This window comes from Vicinamibacterales bacterium (assembly GCA_036504215.1).
GTDB lineage: Bacteria > Acidobacteriota > Vicinamibacteria > Vicinamibacterales > Fen-181 > FEN-299.
The window spans coordinates 41,908-62,553 of sequence record DASXVO010000030.1 but is presented as its reverse complement, the minus strand read 5'-3'; the positions used below and the strand labels follow the sequence as shown (position 1 = coordinate 62,553).

Here is a 20,646-nt window from a genome sequence, read left to right as displayed (position 1 = left end):
GGCCGGCGGTCTCCGTGGCCCCGGGGATGAGGTGACCAGGCAGGTGTGGCCCGATTCGAATCTGCTACGAGTGCTTCGCGGCCCATTCCCTCGCAGCGGCGATTCGTTCCGCTATCGTCGGATGCGTGTGGAAGAGCCAGCGGCTGACACGCGATGGGTTCTCCTCGGCCAGGTTCTGCGCGCCCAGTCGCTGCATGGCGCTCGCGAATTCCATCGCGCGTCCGGTCAGGCCAAACGCGAACTGGTCGGCGGCTCGCTCCATCCGGCGTGAGAGGGCGTTGGCCAGCGGCACCAGCACCAGTGACAGCAGGCCAGCCGCCAGCAGGAGTACCGGGAGGCCTGCAACATCCGCGATGCCGGCGAGTCCAAGCGGCCGCGCCAGCACCACGAGCACCCGCCCTGCCAGGTAGAACCCTGCCAACATCACCAGAGTCTGGAACGCAATGCCCCGCCAGATGTCGTGGCGCACGTGGTGACCCAGTTCGTGCGCGAGGATGACTTCGATCTCGTCGTCGGTGTGCGTGGCGAGCAGGGTGTCGGACACGAGGATCCGGCGCGTTCGACCGATACCCGCCAGCGCCGCATTCGCCTTCTTCGTTCGGTCGCTCATCTGCCACTCACACGCATCGACGACCGCCACGCCGGCGCGCTGCGACAGCGCGAGGAGGCGTGCACGAAGATCCTGGCGTTCGAGCGGACGGAACGTGAAGAAGATCGGCATGAGCACGACCGGGGCCAGTTGGACCATCAAGACGACGATGATGGCGAAGCCTGTGCCGGCGATCGCCCACCACGCGGCCGGCCACTGCCGCATCACGAGATACAGCAGGCAGAACCCGGTCAGCGACAAGGCGGCGCCGATCAGGCCGCCCTTTACATGGTCGAACAACCAACTGCGCAGGCGCTCGGTCGAGAGCCCGTAGCGGCGTTCGAGCAGGAAGCCGTGATAGAACGCGATGGGCAGCGAGCCGAGTTCGTGAAGGGTACCGAGGCAGGCCACGTAGGCGATGACGACGGCGGACGGGCGAAGCCAGGATGGAAACCCGAAGCGCACCACCAGCGCGTCGGACAAATCACGCAACCAGGCCGACAGCGGCGTCGCTGCAAACGCCAGCAGCAACGCGACGCTCCAGGCCGTTGAAACGGCGGCCGCCCGGCGCCTCAGTTTGTGGTACCGGGCGGACCTGTCCTCGTTCACTTGCCGCTGAACCGGATCCCGCCGTTGACGGTCTCCAGCGAGACGCTCGGTCCGCCGCCGTTCAGACGTCCCTCGACCCGGCGACGGCTCGATTCTCCGCCTTCGAGCTTGAGTCCGTCCACCGAGATGCCCCCGTTCGTGCAGGACAGCTTCACATCCGCCTTCGCGCTCGCGGGAATCGTCACGTCGACGCCACCGTTGGTCGTCTCGGCGCGGATGCCGCCACTCGCAAGGGAAGCGAAAGCGAGCTTGATGCCGCCATTCGTCGTGGTCGCCTCGACGGCTCCGCTCAGGTCGCGGCCGCGCACCCCGCCATTGGTCGTCTCCGCTTTGAGCGCCCCCTTGATCCCGGTCACCTCCACGGCCCCGTTGACGTCGGTGACGCGCACCGACACCGTGGCGGGCACTTTCACCCTATACCGAATCTCGGCGCGCTTCCCCTCGGGATTCGACGGCACCTTCGTCTCGAGGCGGACGCGGTCAGCGTTCACCTCTTCCCGGATCTCGACCTGTTTCAGGAACTCGCGCGCAACATCGTCGGTGGCCGCCCGAGCCGTTCGTTCGGCAACGACCTCGACCTGCGTGCCCTCACCGCCGACGACGTCGATCCCTCCGTTGAGGTTGACGATCTCCACCTGGCCATTGGCGGTGATGGGATAGGTTCGGGACCAGGTATCCTCGGCCTTGCCCTTGGCGTTGAGGCTCGTCACCACCACGTCGCAGGCCGTCAGGGCGGCTGAGGCCACCACCAACATCACCACACGGGCGCCAAGCGCCAGACTCCGCGTTGCACGCATAGCAAAAGTCCCTCCTGCTGGGAGTATACGGCGGAGCAGGCGTGACGGTTCGCCGCCGCCCGGAAAAGGGGATACTTGCCGCTTTTCGCGAGCCGGCACAGGCCTCAGTTGAGTTTCACGGAGATCAGTTTGGAGACGCCGGGCTCCTCCATCGTCACCCCGTAGAGCCGGTCGGCGATCTCCATCGTCTTCCGGCTGTGCGTGATGATGATGAACTGCGTCTGCTCCTGCATCTGCTTGAGGATCTCGATGAACCGCCCGATGTTGGCGTCGTCGAGCGGCGCGTCAATCTCGTCGAGCACGCAGAACGGGCTCGGCTTGTAGCGGAAGATCCCGAACATCAGCGCGATGGCCGTGAGCGCCTTCTCGCCGCCCGACAGCAACTGCACGCTCTGCAGGCGCTTGCCCGGGGGCTGCGCGACGATCTCGATCCCGCTCTCCAGGACGTCGGTCTCGTCGAGCAACGACAGGCCGGCACTGCCGCCACCGAACAGGACGGCAAACGTTTCCTGGAAATTCTGGTTGATCACCGCGAACGCGTCGCGGAAGCGTTCCTTGCTGGTTTCGTCGATGCGGCGGATGGCCTCGCCGGTCGCGGCAATCGACTCGCGGAGATCCTTGCGCTGCACCGTGAGGAAGCCGTGGCGGGTCTCGAGTTCGTCGAACTGCTCGATCGCCATCATGTTGACCGGACCGAGTCTGTCGATCTTGGTCTTGAGGTCGGTGATCGCCTCCTCGGGCGTCGCCGGCGGCTGCTTGGCAGCGGCGGCGGCAGCCATGAGCGGTGGCAGTTCGCCGACCGCCTCGGCGCCGCCCTCCGCTCCTTCGACGGCGGGCGCGGACGGGAACTCGCCTTCCTCGTCGCCCGCCTCTTCGTCCGGCTCGTCGGCCATTGCCCGGCCTGGCGCCACCTGTCCGGCACGTTCCGCCTCTTCGACCTCCGCGAGGACCTGGTCGAGCGTCGCCTGCACCGCCTCGACGCATGTGGACGCGAGGTGCGCCAGGTCGGATTCAGCCGTCACCCGTACCACGTCGAGTTCGCCCACCTCCGTCCGGACCGCGTCAACCTGGTGCCTGGCGTCGCGGATGGCCGCCTCCTGGCCGTCGGCCCCCTCGCGCAACGCCGACAGTCGGTCGTCGGCCTGGTGGACCTCTCCGCGCAGCCGTTCGAGATCCTGAAGGTCGAGGTCGAGCTGGCGCTTGCCGTCGGCGATGGCCTGCCGAAGGTCTTCCTGCCGTGACGTGTTCTGTCGCGCCTCTTCGTGGCGTGCGCCGGCCCGCGCCTCGAGTTCCGCGAGCACTTCCTCCTGGCGCGCGACTTCGACGAGCAGGGCGGTCGCGCGCTCGACCAGGCCCGCGTGCGACGCCCGGGCATCGGCCGCCCGCCGGCTGCTCACCTCGGCCGCGTCTCGCGCGTCCTGGTACTGTCGCTGCGCCTGCGCCAGGCGCTCGTCGGCCGCCTGCCACGTCTCGTGCTGGCGGGCAATCGACGCGCGCGCTTCGGCCTCGCGGGATTCCAGCGACCGTCTCTCCTCGTCGGCACGTGCGCTCTCGGTCGCCAGCACCTCGGCCTTGCGCATCAGGCGTTCGCGGTTCTCGGTGGCCTTCGCCAGCAGCCCTTCGAACCCGACGATCGCTTTCTCCCGCCCGTGGGCCTCTGCCGTCAGGCCCGCGATCTGCTGCGACAGGTGCTCGATGGTCGCGGCCACCGCCGCAGTCTCGCCGGCCAGCCGTTCGAGCGTCTCGCGAAGAGCCGCCGTGCGGTCGCGCAGTTCCTTGATCTCGCGCTTGGTCGAGAGGATGCCGCGTGACTCCTCGCGCGCACCGCCGTAGACGAGATGCGCCCCGTGCAGGACGTCACCTTCGGGTGTCACGACCGGGGCGTCGGTGAGCGGCGCAGCTGTCGTGGCCAGCGCGAACGACGGCGCAATCCACGCGTGGCCGATCGCGCGCTGGATCTGCGCGGCGTGGTCGCCGGCGATCCGCACGACCGAGGCGAGCGACACCAGGCCCGGTACGGGAGGCCCGGCCACCGGTGACGCGGCCGCCACCGTCCCACTCGCGACCAGGAAACCGCAACGTCCCGCGTTGTGTTCCCGCACGAGCGCCAGTCCGCGCTCCGCTTCCTGGTGATCGGCCACGACAACGTGCTGCAGGAGGTCCGCCAGGAATGTCTCGACGGCGCGTTCGTGGCCGCGTTCGACCTCGAGGTAGTCGGCCACCGATCCCATCTGGCGAATGCCGGCCGTCTGGTCGGCCAAGATGAACCGTGCGGCGTCGCCGTACTGCGCACGCGCCGCCTCGAGTTCCTCGAGCGAACCGAGGCGCGCTTCGACGCTCGCCAGTTCCTGCTCGTTCGCGCGGATCTCGAGGCGCCGCTGTTCGTGCTGCTCGCGGGCGTCGGACAGTTCGGCCTGCCTGGCCTCGCCGTCGGCCCGCGTGCGCTCGAGTGCGATCTGCGCCTCGGACAACTGCGCGCTGGCTGCTGCCCGCTCCGCCTGCACACGGCCGTCCTCGACCTCGACGTCCGCCTTCTCGGCGTCGAGTCGCGCCAGTTCATCGACCACGCGCTCGCGGGCCGCCACGGCGTTGTCGATGGCATGCTGCAGGGAGTTGATGGTGCTCAACGCCTGGTAGACTTCCTGTCGTCGCTCTTCGACTTCAGACTCGAGAACCTGGAGGCCTTGGTGGGCCGCCTCGTACGCAGCCTGTTCCGCCGCCAGCACGGCCGCAGCCTGGTCCCGATCCTCTGCGGCGCGCGCCGCCGACAGGCGGCGGTCGGCCAACGCGGCGGTGGCAGGTTCGTGCCTCGCCTCGAGGGCCTTGAGTTCGTCGGCGATCTCGGTGCTCCGGGCCTCCAGTCCCACCAACTGCTGCTCGCTGAAGCTGACGTGATTCTGTCGGCGATCGATCTCCAGTTCGCGCGCGTGCGCCTCCTCACGCAGGGCGTTGGCGTGCGACTCGGCCTGCGCGAGATCCAGACGGGTACGCGCGAGGGATTCCTCCGCCGCGGACAGCCGGCCGGCGGCTGCGGCCTCCTCGGCTCTGCGCTCGGCCAGTCGCTGGCGCGTCGACTCGATCGACGCGGCCAGCACGCGGTAGCGGCGCGCGAACAGCACCTTCTCCCACCGCCGCAATTCCTCACGCAGTCGCTTGTAGCGACGCGCCTTGGCAGCCTGGCGCTTGAGCGCCGCACGCTGCTTCTCGACCTCGAAGATGATGTCGTCGATGCGCGTGAGGTTCTGTTCGGAGGCCTCGAGCTTGAGTTCGGCGGCGCGCCGGCGTGCCTTGTACTTCGTGACGCCAGCAGCCTCCTCGATCAGTTGACGACGGTCGCCAGGGCGCGAACTGAGGATCTGCCCGATCTTTCCCTGCTCGATGATCGCGTAGGCCTTGGCGCCGAGCCCGGTGTCCATGAGGAGTTCGTGGACATCCTTCAGGCGTACGATCTCACCGTTGATCAGGTACTCGCTCTCGCCCGACCGGTACAACCGCCGCGTCACCTCGACATCGCGCGCGATGACCGCGTCCGAATCCTCGCTGTCCGTCTCCGCGGGCGTCTTCGTGCTCGACGTCACCCCGGACAGCATCAGACGCACTTCCGCAGCGCCGGTCGCCTTGCGCGCCTCGCTGCCGTTGAAGATCACGTCCTGCATCTGGTCGCCGCGCAAGCTCTTGGCGCTCTGTTCACCGAGAACCCACACGATCGCGTCGGCGACGTTGCTCTTGCCGCACCCGTTCGGTCCGACGATCGCCGTGACACCGCGATCGAAGGCGAGCTCCGACCGATCGGAAAAGGACTTGAACCCGGAAATCTGCAACTTCTGCAAACGCATCGGAAGTGACCTGAACGACAGCACGCCACGCCATGGGCACCGCCCCGGAGGGACGAGGCGCCCGCAATTGGCGCCGCTCCGGGAACCCGTCATCGGCGCCGAAAACGGCGACAGCCGCCAGGAAGGGCGGCTGTCCACCGTCGGTTCGTCAGTCTAGCAAGTACAAGCTCTTGTGGCAAGCACCCGAAAGAACACCATACCTAGGGGGAATGCCTACTCGACACCCGGCTTCGCCGGCTTCGACCGGCGGAGTTCGGCCAGCCGCTCGGCGTCAGGGAACAGTTGCAGTGCAAACTGCGCCTGGGGATCCTTCGCAATCAGGTTGCGCCGGGCCTCGGACAGGCCGAACAGCGCCATGTCGATGTCGTAGTGGATCATCGCCCGGATGAATTCGCGATCCTGTGCGAACGCCACGTCGTCGACCTTGACCCGTTGCGTTTTCAGGAAATCCTTGAACTCCTGCACTGTCGGGTCGTCGACGACGAAGCCGCGCGCAACCTTCTTCTGGTCGGGGCGTGGCGCGATCCGCGTGTCGCCATCGGCCACGTACCGCTCCGCGAATACGCCGAACACCTGGCGCGCATACAAGATGCGACCGAACCTGGTCGGGTTGAAGCCCTCGACCGGGCCGTCGAGCCGGCGGTCCGGCTCGATGCCGCCGCCGCTGAACACTTTCCGCCCGCCCTCGGTGTACCGCAGGTCGGTCGCCGGGTGGGTCTTCGGCGTCTGATCGCGCAACGTGTAGTTCAGGTACTCGTCGAAGGTGCCGTCCCACGGGCGCTGGATCAGCCGCTTGCTCGGCGTGTAGTATCGCGCGGTCGTCAGGGCAAGTCCCGCGTCCTCGTGGATGCGGTACACCGACTGCACCAGCGCCTTGCCAAACGTCGTCTCACCGACGATGAGCGCGCGGTCGTGATCCTGCAGCGCGCCGCTGACGATCTCCGAAGCGCTCGCGCTGTTGCGATTCACCAGGACGATGAGCGGCATGTCGGTGAACTCGCTCCGGTCGGTCGCCACGTAGTCCTGCTCGGAGTTTGGCACGCGCCCTCGCGTGTAGACGATAAGTGCGCCCTGGGGCAGGAACCTGTTGGAGACCTTGATCGCCTGGTCGAGCGGGCCGCCCGGATTGCTTCGCAGGTCGAGCAGGAGCCTCTTCATCCCGTTGCCCCGCAGTTCGTGGAGCGTCGTCGACAGGTCGCGGTCGGTGTTCTCCGCGAAATCCTGAAGCCGCACGTAGCCGGTCTGGCCGTCCACCATGAACGCCGCCGGGATCGACGGGATGTTGATGTCGTCGCGTGGGACCTCGACATCGATCAACTGGTCATAGCCGGGCCGCCGGAGCGACACCTGGACCAACGTTCCTTTGGGTCCGCGCAGTTTCTTGACGGCCTGATCGCTCGTCCAGCCCTTCGCGTCCTCGCCGGCGATTCGCGCGATGATGTCGCCGCGACGGATACCCTTCTTGTAGGCGGGGGTCCCTTCGAAGAGAGAGACGACGGTGATGTCCCCGTCCACGACCACGATGGTGATACCCAGGCCGTAGTAGTGGCCTTCCTGACGCTCGCGCATCCGCGCGTAGGTCGCCGGATCCATGAAGCTCGAATGCGGGTCGAGCGTCTGCAGCATCCCGTCGATTGAGCGGTAGACGAGCCGCGCCGAGTCGACCTTGTCGATGTAGTTCGCTTCGACCGCGCCGAGCGCCGCGGCGTACGCGCGGTAATCCTGGAGGCGGTCGTCGGTGGCGAGTGCCTTGCGGCCGAACAGGCCGCCGACCAGCGCCGAGACGACGATCGCGAAGAGGGCGGCCGAAAAGACTCCGTACCTGCGCATGAATTCGATGCTAGCAGATAAACCATGGTGCCGCAATGAGTTCGGGCGCGCGGCTGGGCGCCCCTGCCTTGACCGTGCGGGAGGCGACCCCTATAATCCGAAGAAGAGGTTTCCCCGACACCATGAGACCCGTCGAAGCATGACAGTGTGCCGCCTGACCGGGCGGTGTTCCTTTCGCGTCACGGTCCATCAGCGCGGCGCGTGGAAGGTGAAGGAGCAGGTTCGATGTTTGGCTCAATCGGCATGCAGGAACTGATCATCATCTTCGTGATTGCGCTGATCATCTTCGGACCGCGCAAGCTACCAGAACTTGGCAAGTCGCTGGGCAAGAGCATCGCCGAGTTCAAGCGCGCGTCGAACGAGTTGCGCAACACGCTCGAGGAAGAAATCCGCGTGGATGAGCAGCGTCAGCCGCGGCCCGCCGCCCAGGCGCCGGCGCCGGCCCCTGAGCAGACCGTACAGGCCTCCACGACGGAGCCCGCCGCGGCGCCCGTTCAGCCCACAACTCCCGTCGCGCCGAGTGACGGTCCGACGCAGCACAGCTAATGGCGCTCGTTCCGTTCTTCGGCCATGGCGGCGTTCCGGCGCCCGGTGGACAGGACCCCGAGTCCGACCCCGAGGATGGCGTTGGCGCCAAGATGACGTTTCTCGAGCACCTCGACGAACTCCGGAAACGGATCATGGTCGCGGTGGCGGCCATCGGTGTCGCGTGCCTGATCTCCTTCGGGTTCGTCGACCGGATCTACCAGTTCGTGATGGATCCGCTGTCACGGCTGCTGCCGAAGGGAAGCACGTTCATCTTCACCGAGCCGACCGAAGCGTTCATCCTCTACGTCAAGATGGCGCTGCTGGCCGGCATCATCATCGCGATCCCCGTCGTGATGTGGCAGGCGTGGCTCTTCATCGCGCCTGGTCTGTACCAGAAGGAGAAACGGCTCGCCTTCCCGTTCGTCTTCCTGGCCAGCGTCGGCTTCATCGGCGGCGCAGCGTTCACCCACTACCTGCTCTTCCCGTGGATGTGGACGTTTTTCGCGAGCTTCGCCACCGACAAACTCCTCTTCGCGCCGAAGATCGAGCCGGTCTTCGAACTGTACGTGAAGATGATCCTCGGCATGGGTCTGGTGTTCCAGATGCCTGCCGTCATCTACTTCATGGCGAGGATGGGGCTGGTCACGGCACGCTTTCTGATCAAGAACTTCAAATACGCGATACTCATCATCTTCATCGTCGCCGCAGTCGTCACCCCGAGCGGCGACATGCTGACGCAAACGCTGTTCGCGGCGCCGATGATCGGCCTGTACTTGCTCAGCATCCTGATTGCCTGGCTCTTCGGCAAGAAGCGCAAATCCGCGCCTGCTGAAGAGGAGGCCTGACACTCGCGGGGGTCGCTGCCCTCGTTCATGCCGTTTGCGGTAAGCTACAGCCGTGGTCATCAAGCGATCGTCCGCCCGGGAGGTGTCGGGCCTGCTGCAGGACATCGAGGCGGGCCCTGACGTCGCGCGCGAGGCCGCCGTCGCGAGGCTGTCGGTCATCGGAACACGGGCGGTCGAGGGCCTCCTCGCGCTGCTGACCTCCACCAGGGTGCAGGCCGCCCGGGTTGCGGCGCTCGCCGCGCTCGAAGCCATCGGCGACCATCGGGCCATTGAACCGGCCCAGGCGTGTCTCGAAGGTCCGGACGACCTGCTGCGAGGACCAGCGGCCGGCCTGCTTCGCCGGCTTCTCGACTCGCCGCAGGGGACGGCCGTCCTCGACCGGTTGACGGCGGTGGTCCTGGACACGCGACGGCCAGCCGCCGTTCGGCTGGCTGCGCTCGACGCGCTGCGGAACCTCCCGGCTCCGACGCTCGAACCGCTCAGGAACCGCCTCCGAGAGGATCCGGACGAGGGCATGCGCGCAGCCGGGGCCGAGGAGGGGGGAACCCCAGCCGCGCAGCCCCCCCTGGAAGCGCTGGACCAGGCGGCTGCGGCCGGCTTGCCGGACGATCCCGCGCGGTTGAAGCGGTGGCTCGCGGCGGATGGTGAGCGTGCGTCCCTGCCTACGCTGCACCGGCTGATCGAACGACTGCGCGAAATGGAATCGCGGACCGGCGATCCCACGCGTCGCGGCGAGTGGATGCTGGCTCGCGCATCCGTCCACCAGGCGCTCGCGGCGCAAGGCAGCACCGTCGCGCTCTACGATCTGCGCGAAACCATCGAGCAGACCGACCAGGCACCCGTCGAAATGCTCGCGGCAGTAGGGGCGATCGGCGACAAGTCGTGCCTCGAGGCGATTGCCGCCGCCTGTGCGCGGATGGCACCCGCGCATCCCCCCGACGCCCGCCGCGACTCCTCCAACGCCCTGCCGACCATGGCACAGCGCGGATCGACGAACTGGTGGCGCGACCATCTCATCGCGGCGTTCCGCGCCATCGCGGAGCGGGAGCGCCTCACCGAACGCCACGCCCTCACGCGCCGCATCAGGGCGCGGTGGCCCGACACGGCGGCCGAGCTGCTCGGCCCACCGAAACGGTAGCTGTCGGGCAGGCTGCTGGCGAAGCTTCGCCTCACACCACCGAACTCGCTTCCGCCCCTGGAAGATGTCTAGTACGACTTCGCGAAGTGCGCGCGGGCGATCCCGGGCTTCCCGCAGCAGATACACTCGCCTCCCGCGCTGTCCTCAATCGGCAGGTTGCGGATCGTCGCCTGGGTCTCGGCCTTGATCCGTGTCTCGCACTCGCCGCTGCCACACCACGGCGCGATGACGAAACCGGGGCGGCCTTCCAGGGTCTGCTTGAACTCGTCGTACGACGTCGTCTCGGTCGTATGGTCCGCGCGGAACTGGATCGCGCGCTCGAACAGCACACGCTGGATGTCCGCCAGCAGATCCACGATGCGCCCGGCGAGCCCGTCGCGTGAGGCCGGCAGCTTCTCGCGCGTGTCGCGACGCGCCAGCATCACCTGGCCCTTCTCGATGTCCTTCGGCCCGATCTCGAGCCGAACCGGCACGCCGCGCATCTCCCATTCGGCGAACTTCCAGCCGGGCGTGTAGGCGTCGCGGTCGTCGAGCATCACGCGCACACCCTGCGCCGTCAACTCGTCGAAGATCGCCTTGGCGTGCGGCAGGACCGTCTCGCGCCAGTTGCCGCGCGGGATCGGCACGATGACGACCTGGTGCGGCGCGATCCGCGGCGGAAACACCAGCCCGTTGTCGTCGCCGTGCGTCATGATCACGCCGCCGATGAGGCGTGTGGTGATGCCCCATGACGTGCCCCAGATGTGCTGCAGCGACTTGTCGCGCGCCTGGAACTGGATCCCGAATGCCTTCGCGAAGTTCTGGCCGAGGTTGTGCGATGTCCCCGCCTGCAGGGCGCGGCCGTCCCCCATGAGCGCCTCGATCGAGTAGGTGCGCGATGCGCCCGCGAACTTCTCGCTCTCGCTCTTGCGCCCCGCGATGACCGGCATCGCCAGCTCGGTCTCGCAGAACTCCTTGTAGAGGCCGAGGATCTTCAGCGTCTCTGCCTCGGCCTCCTCGGCGGTCTCGTGCGCCGTGTGGCCTTCCTGCCAGAGGAACTCGGTCGTCCGCAGAAACAGCCGCGTCACCTTCTCCCACCGGACGATGTTCGCCCACTGGTTGATGAGCACCGGCAGGTCGCGCCACGACTGGATCCACTTCGCGTACATCGTCCCGATGATCGCCTCGGACGTCGGCCGGATGACGAGCGGCTCCTCGAGTTCCTCGTCGCCGCCCTTGGTCACCCACGCGACCTGCGGCGCGAAGCCCTCGACGTGGTCGGCTTCCTTGGTCAGCAGGCTCTTCGGGATCAGCAGCGGGAAGTAGGCGTTGACGTGCCCGGTCGCCTTGATGCGACGGTCGAGTCCTTGTTGAATCAGCTCCCAGATCGCGTAGCCGTACGGCCGGATGACCATGCAGCCCTTGACCGGCGAGTAGTCCGCCAGTTCGGCCCGCCGGATCACATCGGTGTACCACCGCGAGAAGTCCTCCGATCGAGGCGTAATCTCGGTCACCTGTGCCTCGCCGCCACCCTTCTTGTCGCCGCCGCCCTTCTTGCCGTCGCCGGTGTTCGTCATCGTCGTTCCTTCGCATGCGTGCGCCGTTCCCCAGGAACCGCGCGAGAATCAAACAGTGTAAGCTATCCTACCTGGCTTCGCCCGCGGAAGTCCAAAGGCCGGGCTCGAGAGGACCCATGCACCCCGTTCGAATCGATGTCACCACGGCCAGCGGGGCGTACGCCGTGCTGGTCGGCCCTGGTCTCGCGTCGCAGATCGGTTCACTGCTCGACGAACGGCGCATCGGCCGCCGCCGGTTCGTCGTGACCAACCCGCTCGTCTGGCGCCTGCACGGCGAACCGATTGCCGCGGCGCTGCCAGGTGCGGAGGTCATCCAGATCCCGGACGGCGAACGACACAAGCACCTGCAGACGGTCGGCCGCGTCTACGACCTGCTCGTCAAGGCGCAAGCCGATCGCGGCAGCGTCATCGTGACGGTTGGGGGCGGCGTGATTGGCGATCTCGCCGGATTCGTGGCCGCCACATTCATGCGCGGCATCGGTCTCGTGCACGTGCCAACGACGCTGCTTGCGCAGGTCGATGCCTCCATCGGCGGAAAGGTCGGCGTCAACCTCGCGGCCGGGAAGAACCTCGTCGGCGCCTTCTACCCTCCACTGCTCGTCGTCGCCGATCCCCGGTTCCTCGGCACTCTCCCGCGACGGGAGTTCCGGGCCGGCATGTACGAGGTCGTCAAGTACGGGATGGCGTGCAGCGAGACGCTCTTCACACGGTTGCAGCGCGACCGCCGCAGTCTGAGGGACGCAGCCTCCGAGACGCTCGGACCACTGGTCGCGGAATGCGGGTCGATCAAGGCCGCCATCGTGTCCGCCGACGAGCGCGAGTCGGGCCTCCGTCGCGTGCTGAACTTCGGCCACACGGCCGGACACGCGATCGAATCGGTCACCGGGTACCGGCGGTTCAGGCACGGAGAAGCCGTGGCCTGGGGCATGCTGGTCGCGGCCGACGTCGCCGTCGCACGCGCGCTGCTCGCGGACGACGAGCGGGCGCAACTGAGCACGCTCATCATGCAACTCGGCCCGCTACCGCAGGTAACGGACCTCGCGATCGGCGACATCCTGGACGCGATGCAGCGCGACAAGAAGGTCACCGACGGCGCGCTGCACTTCGTGCTGCCCACCGGAATCGGCAGGGCGTCGGTCGTGACCGACGTCAGGGTCGAAGAGTTGACCGCGGCGTTGCGGCGGGTGGGATTCCGGGCCTGATTCGATCAGCCGTCGCCCAGACGATGCTCCTTGATCTTGGCGAGCAACGTCCGGTACGCGATGCCGAGCATCTCCGACGCGAGACCGGCGTCGCCGCTCGCCTCGGCCAGCGTCCGCACAATCTTCTCTCGCTCGGCGTCACGAAGCACCCGCCCCATCGCGCCGGCGAGCGAACCGGACAGGTCGATCGCGCCCCAGGGGTCACGCGCCTCCGCCGCCCCGGGGGCCTCCGCGCCCAGGAGGTTGAGGTGGTGCGGATGGATGACGGGGCCGTCGGTCAGGATGACCGCCCGTTCGATGCAGTTCTGCAGTTCTCTGACGTTGCCCGGCCAACCGTATTGCATCAGCGCGGCCTGCGCGTGCTCGGACAACGACATCCCGGGCTTCTTCATCTCGCGGCAGAAGCGGTCGATGAAGTGCCGCGCGAGCAGCACGACGTCTTCGCGACGGTCGCGGAGGGGCGGGATGGATATCGGGAATACCGACAGCCTGAAGAACAGGTCCTGGCGGAACTGCCGCGCCGCAACCGCGGCCCGAAGTTGACGGTTGGTGGCGGCCACGACGCGCACGTCCACGCGAATCGTCGCGGTCCCACCCACACGATCGAATTCGCGCTCCTCGAGCGCACGCAGGATCTTTCCCTGGAGCGCCAGCGGCAGGTCACCGATCTCGTCGAGGAACAGCGTCCCGCCGTCCGCCAACTCGAACTTGCCGAGCTTCCGCACCCCGGCGCCGGTGAACGCGCCCTTTTCGTGGCCGAACAACTCGGTCTCGAGAAGTTGTTCGGGAATGGCCGCGCAGTTGATCGCCACGAACGGACCGCCGCTGCGCGGACTCAAGGCGTGGAGCGCGCGGGCGAACAGTTCCTTGCCCGTCCCGCTCTCGCCCTCGAGGAGCACCGTCGTCTCCGTGCCGGCTGCCCGCTGAAGTGCCACCGACACCTGCTTGAGCGCCGGAGCATCGCCGACGATCTGCGGCAGCCCCCGGTGGGACGCCAGTTCCTCCTTCAGCAGCAGGTACTCGGCCACGAGTCGCCGCTGAGCCATCGCGCGCTCGACAATGAGCAGAAGATGATCGGGATCGACGGGTTTGGCGAGGAAATCGAGGGCACCCTGCTTCATGGCCGCGACGGCGTCCTGAATGCTGCCGTAGGCGGTCATGACGACGACCGGCAGATCGGGATCGAAGGCCTTGGCGACCTTGATGACGGCGAATCCGTCGCCGCGGGGCAGACGCAGATCGGTGAGGACGAGGGCGGGTGCTGCGGCGCGCAACTGCTCGGCAGCCTCCGGCTCGTCACGTGCCTCGACGACCGCATGGCCGTGGGATTCGAGCGCACGACGGAGCATCGTGCGGAGCGAATCCCGGTCCTCGACGATCAGGACCGGGGCGCGGGCCACAGGAGGCGAAGCCGCACGGACTGCCATGCCGCTCCTACCGCAGCCAACCCGGCGGCACGCCGGCACGGCGCGCGTCATCCTGGATCTTGTTCAGCTGTCTGGTGGAGTCCGCGATGTCCTTCTTGAGACGCTCCATCTCCTCGAGCGCCTTGGTGCGCTGGTTCCAGAGCTGCGTCCGCTGTGCGGGATCGTCGCGAGCGTAGAAGTCGGCGGTGAGCCCGTTGACGCGACTCTGCAGCGCCTCGAGGAACGACTGGCTGCGCTCGAGCTGGGTGCGGGTCTGGGAGAGCAGGTTCCTCCAGTACGCTTCGCCCTTCTCTTCGGTGGCCGCCTGCTCCTTCGCCTGCGCTGCAGCCCCAGCCTTGGCGTCAACTGCGCCCTCGGGCTTCACTGTCGTGTTGCCCGCACCTGCAGCCGCCTTGTCGCCCTCCGAGGCAGGCGCGGTGGAGACTGGATACCTCTTCAAGTCGTCGTTCGTGTACACCTTGCCCGACGTCTTGAGGGCCTTCCGCCGTTCTTCTTCCTTCCGCGCAACGTCTGCAAGCGTCTGTGCCCGGGCCACTTCCGTCACTCCCAGCGCGGCAAGCAACACCCAGGCAAGCGTCGAGATCCTCATGGCGACTCCCAGCCGGCTCTTGCCGACACTCACTCGTATTCTGTATCGGCCGATCCCGGCAATACTGCAGTCCCCCGTCGCCCATCCTACCGCACCTCGCGCCAGGAGAGAATCCTGAGCCCCGCGACGCCTGCCTCCTCATTGTAGTGCTCGGGATCGCCGAACACCTGGATGGTGTTCCCGGTTGCCAGGAACAGATGGCGGTCGGCCACGACGGGAGCCGTGGCTCGCCGGCGGGGAACCACGGCGACTGGTTGCCTGTCACCGGCCTTTGTCCGCGGTTTTCCCCCACGCCCGTAGGCAGTACCGCCGTCATACGTGAGGGCGTACAGCCGGGCCTCCGGTTCGATGCAACGAGTCCCCCGAGGAATTCCATTTGTCGTGAAGAACACCACATCACCCGCGAGTGCCGGCAACGCGGTCACCCGCTCGTCCACGCCGTTCACATCCGCGGTCTCGAGCGGAATCTCGAACCCGAGCCTGCCGGCCCCATCCGACTCGGTCAGGCCGAACATCCGGTAGGCGTGCGTGGCCCCCGTGGCCGGGAGCAGATCGCTGCCGCTCCCAACGAACAGGAACGACGCGCCCGCGCCAATCTCGACCCGCGCAACGGCGGCAAAGAACGGGTGGTCGGCACCGGCGTCGAAGACCAGACGGGGCGACCCGGCGAACGCAGGCGCGCCGCCGTCACCTGACTTCAGGTCGAAACGCCACAGATGGCCATCGAGGTCGCCGAGATAGGTGCTCGCCAGGGAGGTTCCACCGACGCGAGAAACGGCCAGGGGATCGCCGTGCAGGGCATTCTTGAGCCGGTCACAGCTGGAGGCCGCGCATCGATCCTGGTCTTCCGCGACACCGTCCTCACCCACATCGCGCACATCGAGGGGCGCGCCCGTTTCGACGTCGAGCAGATACAGGCGAGTGCCGGCCTTGGTGCCGCCGCGATTGACCTGCCGCTCACGGCTGCGCGCGAGGAAGCCGGAACCAACGATGGCAACAAACCGGGCGTCGGGCCCAACGCCGACGCGGCCGATGGCCGGCGTGGACCATGTTTCACCCACGGTCTTCTCGAGGTCACTCGCGTTGGAGCCGATGTCGCCGTGGTCGGGCAGCGTGGCGTCGAAATGCGCGTAGTCCGGGAAGCTCCACCGAAACGGTATTCGCTGCGGATTACTGAACCACTCGAGCAGATCGTTCGGTCGATCGACGTCCGGCGGCACGGCAGCGGGCAGACCTTCCAGCGTGACGTCGAAGGCTTGATAGAACGTCCCTCCCGGGCCCTCACCGAACACCAGCAGCGTGTGCCATCTGTCCGACCACCGAACGTCGGCAAGCTGCGGCGAGCCACCCACGAAGAAGTGGAAGTCGTCAACCGGCTGGCCGCCCATGAGCGCACCAAGCCTCGGCAGCAGGTTGAACGGAATGACGGCCCACACCTCGAGTCCCGTTCGGGCGTCGAACGCGTGCAACATTCCGTCATCGGCACCGACGAAACAGAACGCCCGGCGGTCGCGCAGCGAGTCGGCAAACACCCGATAGTCGGCATCCGCCAGCCCCGACGACGGCGGCGTGAGCACGGCAGGTGTGGAGGTGGTCACGGCACCGGGCGGCAGCGCACGGACGAATTCAATCAGCGCGCCGACGTCGTCCACACCGAGATAGGGCGCGAGCGCCTGCGCATTGCCACGGGCGAAGGGCACGACACCGCGGCCCGGCAGGACGGTGAAGACGTTGCGACGATCCGCGGGAGGAGCGTTGGCCGTCCAGATCGAGGTGCCGTCGGCCACGAAACGATAGCCCGTGGCGGATGCCCGGTCCGCCACAGGGTGATGAACTCTGGATGCGCGGACCCGACCGTCGAAACCCGGCAGCCCAAGGGCGGTCGTGATGACGACGTTGGAGCGCTGGAGCAGCACCGTACCGTCCGGTGACACGATACGCGTCCCCTGAAGCAGTTGCCCGTGTGCATCCATCGCGTTCGCGAGATTGACCGTGGCGACCACGGGGCCTGCGGTTGGGTACTCGGAGAGTGGTCCGAACGGCAGCAATGGCGTTGGGCCGGTGTTGAAGTCGGTGAACGTGACGAAGGCATGTTGGACGGCGGTGTTCAGCGCGCGCACGATGTCCGGAACAACCGGAGGCGCCCCGGCCGCGTCGATCTGGCCCGGTGTGATCTCAACGTACCGCCCGCCGCTCTCGCTGGCCACCCGGCGCAATTGCTCCACGGCATCGGCAGCGGGTGCCACGGCGACGACGTAGACTGGGACGCGTCGAGCGCCAACCCGTGCGAACCTGGCGGACCGCCTGGACAGATCCGGGACAGGCGGAGGCAACTCCCCCCGCCGACAACCAGCACGATCACGGTGTTGCGGCACGTCGTATCGGCCTTGATGAGACGCTCGGCCTCAGCATAGAGGTCGTCGAGCAGCCCGCCCAACGGAGCGTCCTCCGACGCCGGCGTGTCTGCCCCCGCCGGCACGAGGCCGCCGGCATCGCGCACGTCCTTGCCAAGGAGACCCAGGATGACCCCGTTCGCGTTGGCAGCATCGGCGCGGACGACCGGTGCACCCGGCGGCGCTGAAGCCGCGGCGGCTGCGACCACCGGAAATCCGGCGCTCCAGACGCCGGACTCGCCGGTATCCGTCGGACTGGCGCGACGAAGGTCGTCCACGAGCACGCGCGGACGATCGTCGCCAGCCGGCCGCAGGGGCAGCCGGGTCGTCAGCAGGCCGAAGCGTGTCGAGTCGCGGTTCCCCTCGATCGCCCGAATGACGGCCCGCCGGGCAAGGGACCACCTGGTGCGGTCGTCAAAGCCGGCATAGCCAGGTTCCTGGTCGCCCAGGACCTCGATGCTGTCGGCGGTGGCCCTCGGCCCATCGAAGGGGTCAAGCCACCGCAGCCCCACGTAGCGCCGCCGGTATGCAGACACGGCGATCGCGCTGTTGAGTCCGAGTGTGGCCTCGAAGGCTTCGCCCTGCCGGCGGTAGACCACGGGGTCGTAGTACCGCTCGTGCTCGTCACGCAGCATGCGACTCGACAGGTCGAGACCAATGAGCACGTTCGGCCGAGTGCCCTTGAGGAACAGCAACGGATCGAGCTGAGCGAGCGCCGGGCGCGCCGAACAGCCCACCACCACGAGCAGGACGGTTGTCCGGATGCATCGTCGCGTCATTGTCCGCCGGGGCCTCCCGCCGGCACGGCCCATTCGGTCCGATTGATCGTCCCGCCAGGCACCTGAACGGACTGCCTGGCCGCGCCGTCGGATGACGACCGGCCCGCGCCGCGCTGCCCTCCGTACCCGACTTCTGGCGCATCGCGGTTCAACCGCGCAATCGTGGCCTCGACCACGCGGTGTGCGTGGTTCGGCCCGAAGGCCTCGGCGCGAACCATCAGCACCCCCGCACCCGGGTTTCCAGGCCCGCGTCCGTCCCGCACTGGATCGTCGTCGTTCTCGGACGGATCGTCGGCAACGAGCACGACCAGGTACCCGTCGTCCTCCGCGCCACCCAGAGCCGAGAGCGGCGCATGCGCGAACAACTGCCATCGCGGGTTGTTGTGCCCCCACGGCCTGTCCTCGCTGACCATGTCGAGCATCGACTCGGAACAGCCCGACGCCACGCTGCAGTTCGCGAGGTTGACCAGCGACTGCAGGTCGAGCGTTCGACCGTCGGAAAGCTGTCGCGGGCCGGACGAAGGGCCATCCTTGAACCCGGATGTGATGGCGCCCGACAGTACGGCGTCCCAGTCCGGCGCCCGCAGCAGGTCGGGCAGCACCCGTTCGACGCCTGCCTCGGCGGCCCACAGCGTCACACGGGCGCTGCGCACGTTGGTCGTGGAGAGCGTCTCCACCATCGTCGCGAGCAGCATGGACAGGGCCATCGCCGACAGCAGCAACAGCGCCATCAGGACGACGATGAGCGCGCTGCCCTCGGCCGACCCGCTACCTTCCAGTCGCCAGCGTTCGCGGAACCACATCGAACACCACCTGTTGCTCGGGGACGAGACTGCCAGACGCGCGCGGCGAACTGGAGGCAGCCTCGACGCGCAGACACACGCGGATCCGCCGGATCCGCAGCACGTCGGCGTCGTACCGGTTGGCCGTCGACCCATCGCGGCACCATGGGCCGTCGGTCAGGTTCGCCGACGAGAGCGGAACCAGCGCCGGCCGGCCGCTTCCCAGGAGGGGAAGGCGCGGGACGATCGCGCCGCTGGCGGCCGTGAACGTGCAGTTCTCGCCAGCCTGCCAGGCATCCTGGTCATCGTCCACTCCGAAGGGAGGCGGCGCCGGTCCGTAGGTCGTGACCGGCTCACCGGCGCGCGGCGCGACCCGCATGCGCGGGGGCTGTGGCTCTCCGAAGTACTCGAAGGACAACCAGGCGACGTGGTCGATCTGAGGCATCTCCGGCTGCTCGCCGTCGCCGTGCACGAGTTGCCGCCCTTCCTCCGCGCCACCGGTGCGCAACGCATAGACGTCGATGCCAACTGGCACGACCCAGGACCCGGCGGGAAAGACCGCCCGTGAAACGGCCCCTCGAGGCGCGAGTTGCAGCCGGTCGGACGACACGTCCGCCACCGAGAACAGGTCGGCGTGGCCGTGGCCATCGACGAGTATCACCGCACTACCTGCCTTCACGCCGCACGCTGGATCGCCCGCCGGACAGGCGGGTACCCAGTCGAGGCGCGCCCACGACGTGGACCCGGAGGCGAACGGGTCGCGCAACGGAACCGCGGCCGCGCCGGGCAGGGCGGCGATGACGGTGATGGCATCCGATCGATCGACACCGACCGGATCGCCACGAGATCCGACCCGATACGGCAGTACCGACGGAACGGTGTGCCCAAGAGGAGCGCCGAAGAGCCCGTTGACCGGCCCCGAGCCTGCCTGTGACAGGTCTGCGATCAGCACCTCGGCCGCCGTGCGAAGGCGCTGCTGCATGTCGAGCTCTGTGGGCTGTGTCCGGAAGGCACGCTGCGACGCGCTGGCAACCCCGAAGAGGCCCGCCATGATCAGCAGCATGATCGTCGCGGCCAGTAGCAATTCGACGAGCGTGAAGCCGGCAGTTCTTCGCACCATCAGGCCGTCCTCCGCGCACGCACCGCGACGACGCGCACGGTCTGGCTGGCATGGGCCGTGTCGCACGGATTGCCGGATGCCCGGCAGGCGATCACGAGCACGCGGAGGACGAGGGTGTCGGCCGGACTCTCGGCGAGCGGCTCGATGGACCATCGGCGGACGAACCCGGTGCCGAATGGTGGCGAGGCCCCGTTACCAATCCATCCGCCATCTGCGTCGAGGTAGTCCACGAACCCCGGCGTGTCGCGCGACAGCGCGTCGGGCGGCGACGCGGTGAGACCCAGCCCGCCGTCTGGCCGATCGGGCCACACGGAGATGTCACTGGTCGTGTCCTGTGCTCCCTGGCCGTCAACGTCGTATCCCCACGCCAGGGCGCGCAACTGCTCGCACTTTTGTGAAGCCAGCGCGGTCGCCACGCCGCTCGCGCGGGCGAGCCGTGCGGCGTTGGCAGACACGAGGAACAACTCCGCGACGACGAAGACGCCGCCGGCCAGGACGGCGAGTGCCACCGTGACCTCGAGGAGAGTGAATCCCGCGTCGCGCGGGACGCTGCGAGGAAGCGCCTCCATACTCGCCGATACCCAGTGCAACTGGCACTCCATCAACCGACAGGCCGGCCGGGCGGC

At 67.8% G+C, this 20,646-nt stretch carries 16 protein-coding genes; 4 read left to right on the top strand and 12 right to left on the bottom strand.

Translation table 11 applies throughout. The features are described from left to right. Positions 1 to 64: 64 nt before the first annotated feature. The 4 genes from VGK32_07890 to VGK32_07875 all read right to left on the bottom strand — a co-directional run bounded on the left by VGK32_07890 (position 65) and on the right by VGK32_07875 (position 7,661). Positions 65 to 1,198, bottom strand: coding sequence for a M48 family metallopeptidase (locus VGK32_07890; GenBank protein HEY3381673.1), 1,134 nt, complete (start codon positions 1,196 to 1,198; stop codon positions 65 to 67). After that, positions 1,195 to 1,995, bottom strand: a complete 801-nt coding sequence (locus VGK32_07885; protein ID HEY3381672.1) for a DUF4097 family beta strand repeat-containing protein — start codon at positions 1,993 to 1,995, stop codon at positions 1,195 to 1,197. The genes VGK32_07890 and VGK32_07885 overlap by 4 nt, the downstream gene beginning before the upstream one ends. Before the next feature lie 104 nt (positions 1,996 to 2,099). Beyond that, positions 2,100 to 5,831, bottom strand: a complete 3,732-nt coding sequence (gene smc / locus VGK32_07880; GenBank protein ID HEY3381671.1) for a chromosome segregation protein SMC — start codon at positions 5,829 to 5,831, stop codon at positions 2,100 to 2,102. A gap of 213 nt (positions 5,832 to 6,044) precedes the next feature. Then, the gene (locus tag VGK32_07875) at positions 6,045 to 7,661 is read right to left on the bottom strand and encodes a S41 family peptidase (protein HEY3381670.1); all 1,617 of its coding nucleotides are present in this window, start codon (positions 7,659 to 7,661) and stop codon (positions 6,045 to 6,047) included. A gap of 225 nt (positions 7,662 to 7,886) precedes the next feature. Here VGK32_07875 and tatA point away from each other — a divergent pair, with 225 nt between their 5' ends. From tatA to VGK32_07860, 3 genes are read left to right on the top strand one after another with little or no spacing between them, the layout of a single operon-like run. Further along, positions 7,887 to 8,207, top strand: coding sequence for a twin-arginine translocase TatA/TatE family subunit (gene tatA, locus VGK32_07870; GenBank protein ID HEY3381669.1), 321 nt, complete (start codon positions 7,887 to 7,889; stop codon positions 8,205 to 8,207). Then, positions 8,207 to 9,034 (top strand): twin-arginine translocase subunit TatC, encoded by an 828-nt coding sequence (gene tatC / locus VGK32_07865; protein ID HEY3381668.1) that lies wholly within the window; start codon positions 8,207 to 8,209, stop codon positions 9,032 to 9,034. Before tatA ends, tatC begins: the two co-directional genes overlap by 1 nt. A 52-nt stretch (positions 9,035 to 9,086) precedes the next feature. Continuing rightward, positions 9,087 to 10,172 (top strand): hypothetical protein, encoded by a 1,086-nt coding sequence (locus VGK32_07860; protein ID HEY3381667.1) that lies wholly within the window; start codon positions 9,087 to 9,089, stop codon positions 10,170 to 10,172. Between the two features lie 68 nt (positions 10,173 to 10,240). Here VGK32_07860 and proS read toward each other — a convergent pair whose 3' ends face one another. Continuing rightward, the gene (gene proS, locus VGK32_07855) at positions 10,241 to 11,728 is read right to left on the bottom strand and encodes a proline--tRNA ligase (GenBank protein HEY3381666.1); all 1,488 of its coding nucleotides are present in this window, start codon (positions 11,726 to 11,728) and stop codon (positions 10,241 to 10,243) included. A 116-nt stretch (positions 11,729 to 11,844) separates the two neighbouring features. Between proS and aroB the strand changes: the two genes are divergently transcribed. Then, entirely contained in the window at positions 11,845 to 12,930 is a 1,086-nt protein-coding gene (gene aroB, locus VGK32_07850) for a 3-dehydroquinate synthase (protein HEY3381665.1), read from the top strand. 5 nt (positions 12,931 to 12,935) lie between these two features. Here aroB and VGK32_07845 read toward each other — a convergent pair whose 3' ends face one another. From VGK32_07845 to VGK32_07815, 7 genes are all read right to left on the bottom strand, one after another. Further along, positions 12,936 to 14,357 (bottom strand): sigma-54 dependent transcriptional regulator, encoded by a 1,422-nt coding sequence (locus VGK32_07845; protein HEY3381664.1) that lies wholly within the window; start codon positions 14,355 to 14,357, stop codon positions 12,936 to 12,938. A 7-nt stretch (positions 14,358 to 14,364) separates the two neighbouring features. Then, on the bottom strand, positions 14,365 to 14,946 hold the full coding sequence (locus tag VGK32_07840; GenBank protein HEY3381663.1) for a hypothetical protein: 582 nt from the start codon (positions 14,944 to 14,946) through the stop codon (positions 14,365 to 14,367). An 86-nt stretch (positions 14,947 to 15,032) separates the two neighbouring features. Then, positions 15,033 to 17,153: a hypothetical protein gene (locus VGK32_07835; GenBank protein ID HEY3381662.1), complete on the bottom strand. Its 2,121-nt coding sequence runs from the start codon at positions 17,151 to 17,153 to the stop codon at positions 15,033 to 15,035. Continuing rightward, the gene (locus tag VGK32_07830) at positions 17,054 to 18,118 is read right to left on the bottom strand and encodes a hypothetical protein (protein HEY3381661.1); all 1,065 of its coding nucleotides are present in this window, start codon (positions 18,116 to 18,118) and stop codon (positions 17,054 to 17,056) included. The genes VGK32_07835 and VGK32_07830 overlap by 100 nt, the downstream gene beginning before the upstream one ends. Beyond that, on the bottom strand, positions 18,115 to 18,921 hold the full coding sequence (locus tag VGK32_07825; GenBank protein HEY3381660.1) for a hypothetical protein: 807 nt from the start codon (positions 18,919 to 18,921) through the stop codon (positions 18,115 to 18,117). The genes VGK32_07830 and VGK32_07825 overlap by 4 nt, the downstream gene beginning before the upstream one ends. Further along, a complete protein-coding gene (locus tag VGK32_07820; GenBank protein ID HEY3381659.1) occupies positions 18,887 to 20,020 on the bottom strand; it encodes a prepilin-type N-terminal cleavage/methylation domain-containing protein in 1,134 nt (377 codons plus the stop codon). Before VGK32_07820 ends, VGK32_07825 begins: the two co-directional genes overlap by 35 nt. After that, positions 20,020 to 20,589, bottom strand: a complete 570-nt coding sequence (locus VGK32_07815; GenBank protein ID HEY3381658.1) for a type II secretion system protein — start codon at positions 20,587 to 20,589, stop codon at positions 20,020 to 20,022. The genes VGK32_07820 and VGK32_07815 overlap by 1 nt, the downstream gene beginning before the upstream one ends. Positions 20,590 to 20,646 lie beyond the last annotated feature (57 nt).

What these genes read in the sequence shown, in the direction of transcription:
- VGK32_07840 (HEY3381663.1), bottom strand. Translation starts at nt 14,946, where the DNA reads ATGAGGATCTCGACGCTTGCCTGGGTGTTGCTTGCCGCGCTGGGAGTG.
- VGK32_07885 (HEY3381672.1), bottom strand. Translation starts at nt 1,995, where the DNA reads ATGCGTGCAACGCGGAGTCTGGCGCTTGGCGCCCGTGTGGTGATGTTG.
- VGK32_07825 (HEY3381660.1), bottom strand. Translation starts at nt 18,921, where the DNA reads ATGTGGTTCCGCGAACGCTGGCGACTGGAAGGTAGCGGGTCGGCCGAG.
- tatA (HEY3381669.1), top strand. Translation starts at nt 7,887, where the DNA reads ATGTTTGGCTCAATCGGCATGCAGGAACTGATCATCATCTTCGTGATT.
- VGK32_07845 (HEY3381664.1), bottom strand. Translation starts at nt 14,357, where the DNA reads ATGGCAGTCCGTGCGGCTTCGCCTCCTGTGGCCCGCGCCCCGGTCCTG.
- VGK32_07830 (HEY3381661.1), bottom strand. Translation starts at nt 18,118, where the DNA reads ATGACGCGACGATGCATCCGGACAACCGTCCTGCTCGTGGTGGTGGGC.
- VGK32_07875 (HEY3381670.1), bottom strand. Translation starts at nt 7,661, where the DNA reads ATGCGCAGGTACGGAGTCTTTTCGGCCGCCCTCTTCGCGATCGTCGTC.
- VGK32_07820 (HEY3381659.1), bottom strand. Translation starts at nt 20,020, where the DNA reads ATGGTGCGAAGAACTGCCGGCTTCACGCTCGTCGAATTGCTACTGGCC.
- VGK32_07815 (HEY3381658.1), bottom strand. Translation starts at nt 20,589, where the DNA reads ATGGAGGCGCTTCCTCGCAGCGTCCCGCGCGACGCGGGATTCACTCTC.
- smc (HEY3381671.1), bottom strand. Translation starts at nt 5,831, where the DNA reads ATGCGTTTGCAGAAGTTGCAGATTTCCGGGTTCAAGTCCTTTTCCGAT.
- proS (HEY3381666.1), bottom strand. Translation starts at nt 11,728, where the DNA reads ATGACGAACACCGGCGACGGCAAGAAGGGCGGCGGCGACAAGAAGGGT.
- tatC (HEY3381668.1), top strand. Translation starts at nt 8,207, where the DNA reads ATGGCGCTCGTTCCGTTCTTCGGCCATGGCGGCGTTCCGGCGCCCGGT.
- aroB (HEY3381665.1), top strand. Translation starts at nt 11,845, where the DNA reads ATGCACCCCGTTCGAATCGATGTCACCACGGCCAGCGGGGCGTACGCC.